A 5,296-nucleotide genomic window follows, 5' to 3' on the forward strand; every position below is an offset into this window, starting at 1 on the left:
CTCTACCCAACGTCTCAGACCGTGCAGATCGAATCACGCCCTCATCTTGAGGCGGCAATCCAGCATCTTTCCGGTCGCTCTATCGCCTGGGCAATCGACCGGACTCAGAAACTCTTGGCTGCTGCGGCGCGAAATCCGTTCAGAGAAACGGTCTTCCCAGGACATCTCATTTCCTTAAAGCTGCTCATCAATCTTCTTCTTCAGTACCAAGAGCATCTCTCGAACCTTGACGATTCAATCGATGCTCTGGCTGAAGAACTGGAGGAGTTCGAGCTCATCCAATCGATACCCGGCATCGGCACCAAAATTGCGGCAACAATTCTGGCCGAAGTCGGGGAAATCGATCGCTTTGACCATGCCAAGAAGCTGGTGGCCTTCGCTGGCATTGATCCGAGTGTCTTCTCCTCAGGCAAGTTTACAGCCACGCGAAACGCCATTACCAAGCGAGGGTCCAGAAGGCTTCGAACAGTGTTGTATCTGGCTGTGCGCTGTGGCTTACGGAGTTCACGCAACCGGAAACTGCGTACGTTTTACGACCGAAAACGTGTCGAAGGCAAACCATTCAAAGTCGCCGTCATTGCGTGTGTAAACAAACTCATCCACTGGATCTACGCCATCCTAATCAAAAAAGAAGCTTTCCGGATCGGGTAGCAGACAAGTTGGGTTAACTAAGGAAAACCTTTCCTTCCCTCAAGGAACGGTTATTTGGAATATTAAAACCTGTTAATTGAGCAATATCTGAGGCTGTAGATAAACCGCCAAGCAAGTAAACACCCAGTAATATCCATAATGGTTTAAAAAAAAGTTTTAACATGTATGTACCTCGCTTTAATATGAAACTCAACTTTGCCGTATGAGTAATAAAGGTGTTCTATTTACTGGTACGAAGCTCCAACCATAAACGTAGTGAACTTCTTTTTTTCTTCACTCGTTGGAAGAATACCCGTTCGTTCTTCTTCGTCCATTGCTGGAATTGACTTCTCAGATATAAGTGTTAGGAGACTCGATGAAGCTTTGTCTAACAAAGTTGCGTTTTCACTGATAACCTTACGTGTAAGTTCGTTGATTTGTTCGGCAGTTAACTCAACCATGGTTCTCTTTCCAATCAGCGCCTCTATTCCTGTAAAGAAGTTCTGTAATATTGTGGGGTTTGATATTAAGGCCATTCGATGATTTGAATAGTTCCACATTGCATCTATTGCAATGTGGAGCATTTCGAAATTGCGTATGACCTCCAATGTGAGTTCCAACTCACTCTGATATTTGTCAGGAGAGAATCCTGGGTATTGTAATAGCTGTTTGCCGGCATAAAACTCTGTTGCTCGATACATGCCACCATGCTCACGGAATACCCTATTCAAGGTTAGTTCGTGTTGGATCAGTTTAAGTAATTTTAACCTTTGTTGGATATCGTTCCTTTCGGACTCTTCGCGAAGATATTCCAGTTGCATTCTAGCACCCAAAAAGACTGCAAAGATTGCAACTATCACACTAACGATCATGCTTGTAACCCCTACTGCGATATCCAATTCATCCAACCTTTCTCTTGGTTAAAATCAATAATTGGCTAATTTTGATTTCATATTACATAATTCGTTTTATAGGTATAAGTTTCCTGTCCCTTCCTTTGAAATCTACAAAATTGAATCGAGTCCACAATATCGGCGAATGTAATTTATTGGCGCCAAGGATCGATGCTAAGATAATGTCATTTACTTTGAACCACTCACCGTCGATGAACGTCCTGTTGTACGGATCAACTAGTTGAAGCACGCTTATCGCAGAGCAGTCTTTAGACTCAGATTTCCTTTATGTTCAGCGATTTACCGAACAAGCAGCGAAATCTATGTTGTTCGATCAGTGTTGCATGTATCCAAACAATTACCCGCTAGAATGTCTTAAAATTTGTGTCGTTAGAGCACAATGTCCTACATTTGTGCATTTTCTTGAGTCACAAATATCGGGACATAAAAATAAAAAAAAGCTTGTTTTCTCAAGCTTCAATGCGTTCTGTTATGTGCCCTATTTTGAGTCCGTGGACACAAAACATATCCGCAATCCTCCTTCTTATACGATAACAAAAAATCCGCTTCGCATAGGCTTTGATCAAATATCATGCCATAGCAATGTCTATTAGCAGACTTCGAAGACTAGGTGTAAGAGGATTAGGATTTTTAATTGGTCCTAACACGAAGCGTGCTTGGTTTCGAATTTGAATTAACCTTTCGTCAGAAAGAATGCTCTTATTCTGTTTAATGGCCGCCAAGATTTGTCTTGCATAAGATGGATTCATATCAATATTAATCATCGAGTTTATTTCAGCGCTGAAAAGCTTTGATGCAAGCTCAGGGTCGTAAACAACAGGAGTCTCGTTGTGAATGGTTATCTTCTTCTTTATTTTTTCTTGTTGTATCATAAGCAGTTCCGATAATCTGGTTTGTTCTAAAACTTCCTCTGCTATTAGTGCGGCTTCAACTGTAACAGCAACTTCAAACTGTTGCGAAAGGGTCTGCATTTGTAATTGCATTGCTGTTAGTTCCTCCCTCTCCCACCATGTAAAACCTTGCTGTTTTTGGTCCAGAGACGTTGCTCGCTCCAGCGAAATTTCAGCTCGGTAGACTTGAAGCCCGAACTTGCTCTGTTGTGTCGGTATAAACCGTTGGATATAAGCTTTTCCCGCGCCAGGATCTATGTAAGTCAGACTATAAACTAAGTACTCTTTCAGTTCTCTGCCGGCAATTGGTTGAGACGAAATCCCAAACAATTTCTGTAACACAAAAGCTTCGCCAAAAACTTCTACGAATTCTTTTACAAATTCCGTCCATTGCAAATCGATTTCAGATCGAAGTTTAATTTGTTGTTCTGCTCTAAATAACGAGATAACAGATCGATCCGGTACATTTGCCATCCAAGAGGAATCAATGAAATAAAATGGCGTGAACCCTGCTGTCTTATATGTTTCAGTACGCTTAGCAATGTAATTATTATATGATTCTTCCTCACGTATTCCTGTAATGTAATCAACAGCCCATATCGTGCCATCAGGAAAGTTGAGCAAGAAGTCGGGCACCATTTTTAATGCTTTTTTACACATGTAGCCGTTCTGAACGCTAATTTTATGAGGCTTTAATTGGCCCTCTAGGTAAGTTCTCAAAATAGCGAGACCGGCTTTATGGTTGGCACTTTCTCCTCCTCTAGTTCCAGTGGTATAGCGTTTGTAGTTCTCTTGACTAGGACATGGTTCACCCTGATGTCGGAAATGTGGAGCCCCTTCTCTTAGAACTAAAGCTACGGGTTGCCCACAGCACTCACAAATGATGGCCTTTTTTTGCGAGTGAATCCTATACTTATCATTGAGCTCTTGATAGCTACTTTCAAGTGAAGAACCATTATTGGTCAGTAACAAGAATTCCTGATAAATGTCTACAGTTTGATCAAAAATCTTAGCTATCTCCACTGAAAGTAACCTCCTATATCGAGAGTAATTTAATTCCATTATATAATACAAGTGGGGTGTTTTGTGGATACAAACAAACTGGTGCTCACGTCATTATTACCTTTGTTTCCGTACATCGGAATACCGTGCAGCAGTTATCACTTTCCCTTGATCGCAAGGTTGTAGGCCAGTACATACAGGTTACGAGCTAGACGATATGGCTGCTTTTCGCCTTCCTCGACCTTCCACTGATAAAATCCGTCTGCAGGTATGATCGCCCGACGTCGCTTGATCAAGCCTTTCTTTTTGGATTCGCTCGTTTATCATTAGAGTCAACTTCATGGCTAGATGAAACGAAAATAAATTCTTCTGAATCCTTCTTTTTAATCCACATATCAAAAGTTGTTTTTGTAACTTCGCCTGCAACTGAAACAACCACCTAGAGTGGTCTTTCACAATAGTCCTCGATACTTAGATCTGTCTCGATTAACGCCCAATGATCATATTGAAGTGAGTTGTACAGTAGTACTTCCCTTTTAAGTCTTTTACTATAGACATAAAATCTATTTCGACCCATTTCATTACTAATCTCTCGTATTGGTGAGTAAATAAGCAGCCCCCCCCAATCGGTTTTTGCTGAACTATGGTAGATAATATCTTTTATGCTCGATTCAATTTGTCCTTCGGCGAAAAAACACTATTAATATCGAAATGAGTCGGATGAACATAATGGTTCTATTGTGTCATTTTCTAAACAAAAGGGGAGATTAGTGTCAAGGAATTTTGACGCTAATCTCCCCTTAAAATAAGAAAGAAGCCTTATAAAATAAGGATTTCTTAAGAGGGGACTTTTATGTCGTTATACAATGATGTGTCACATTATATGAGTTCTTTTTTCCATCTTTAAAAACTAAGTGTTAACGCGTCATAATTAATTCATGGGCTTTGTTTCCTCCATCGCTTCAGGTAAATATTCGTTAACCCGAACAATATGTCTGTAGAGGGCGCTTATCCCTTATTTCAATAACTGAACGTGGCAAATACATCATGTTCATGTCCATCTAGGAAAACAATGTCTTTCGGAAAAGACAAGAAGTTTTATTCATATAATAATAAAAAAACCGCCATATACGCGGTTTTTTTCGATATATTGTTGTCTTCTTACATTTATTATATACAGTGTCAACATTTAATTTTCCATTATGCAGCCTGCTAATATACGCTTTGATCACACCGGACTCCTCCGGCGACAAGTGTTCAACCACCTTCGATAGAAAGCCCTCCAATTTCACTTTGCGCGATGCTATGTCCGTCAAGCTTCGATGATCTTGCTGAACTCCGCACTTCAGCGCCGCCTGTACCGGAAACTCATGCAATCTCCGCAAAAATTTCGCCAGCGTCTCTGCCGATAAAGCCCGGCGTTCTTCCGCCAAACCGATGGGGAAATCTCCTGGTACGTAGGCATAGCCAAGAAATGGTGCCGGGTATTCGTCACTTGCTTCGCCATAAAACAACGGTTTCGGATAGGGGATGGTCATATGTGCCTCCAGCTTCGGCAGCAGCTTCCCTTCCATACGAATCGAGCCAACTGCAATCGTTCTTCTTGGAAACCGGAACACGTACTCGTCACCGATGAGAAAAACCGTATTGTCCCAGCCCCAGCCCAATCGCTTCACTTGCTTCGATGACAGCTGAGGGAATTGTCTGCCGATCAGCGTCCGCGCCTGCTCTTCGTTAACCTCCCACTCCGCATCCCATACATTCATTCCTCCCATGAAATGTCTGCCTCCTCGTTCCTTACTTTAGTGTGTCGAACAATGGTTAGGATAGCGCGTCGATTGACACCTGCCACAAATGCGC

Annotated in this window: 5 protein-coding genes; 1 reads left to right on the plus strand and 4 read right to left on the minus strand. The window is 41.8% G+C overall.

Features of this window, described 5'->3' with window-relative positions; genetic code table 11:
• The coding region (locus BM235_RS31495; RefSeq protein ID WP_143106767.1) for an IS110 family RNA-guided transposase at window positions 1–651 on the plus strand (651 nt) is incomplete at its 5' end.
• Window positions 652–875: 224 nt separating this feature from the next.
• Here the strand turns inward: BM235_RS31495 and BM235_RS31500 are convergent.
• From BM235_RS31500 to BM235_RS31515, 4 genes are all read right to left on the minus strand, one after another.
• Window positions 876–1,538: a hypothetical protein gene (locus BM235_RS31500; RefSeq protein WP_143106768.1), complete on the minus strand. Its 663-nt coding sequence runs from the start codon at window positions 1,536–1,538 to the stop codon at window positions 876–878.
• 575 nt (window positions 1,539–2,113) lie between these two features.
• Window positions 2,114–3,457: a hypothetical protein gene (locus tag BM235_RS31505; RefSeq protein WP_090118229.1), complete on the minus strand. Its 1,344-nt coding sequence runs from the start codon at window positions 3,455–3,457 to the stop codon at window positions 2,114–2,116.
• A gap of 137 nt (window positions 3,458–3,594) precedes the next feature.
• Window positions 3,595–3,732, minus strand: a complete 138-nt coding sequence (locus BM235_RS31510; protein ID WP_090118230.1) for an SOS response-associated peptidase family protein — start codon at window positions 3,730–3,732, stop codon at window positions 3,595–3,597.
• 765 nt (window positions 3,733–4,497) lie between these two features.
• Window positions 4,498–5,211 carry a phosphotransferase gene (locus tag BM235_RS31515; RefSeq protein ID WP_255374693.1) on the minus strand — a complete coding sequence of 238 codons (714 nt, stop codon included), beginning with the start codon at window positions 5,209–5,211 and terminating at the stop codon, window positions 4,498–4,500.
• Between the last annotated feature and the right edge of the window lie 85 nt (window positions 5,212–5,296).

This window comes from Cohnella sp. OV330, from assembly GCF_900112065.1.
Taxonomy (GTDB): Bacteria; Bacillota; Bacilli; order Paenibacillales; family Paenibacillaceae; genus Cohnella.

Excerpts from the sequence above, each read along its gene's own strand:
- BM235_RS31515 (WP_255374693.1), bottom strand. The coding sequence starts at position 5,211 with ATGGGAGGAATGAATGTATGGGATGCGGAGTGGGAGGTTAACGAAGAG.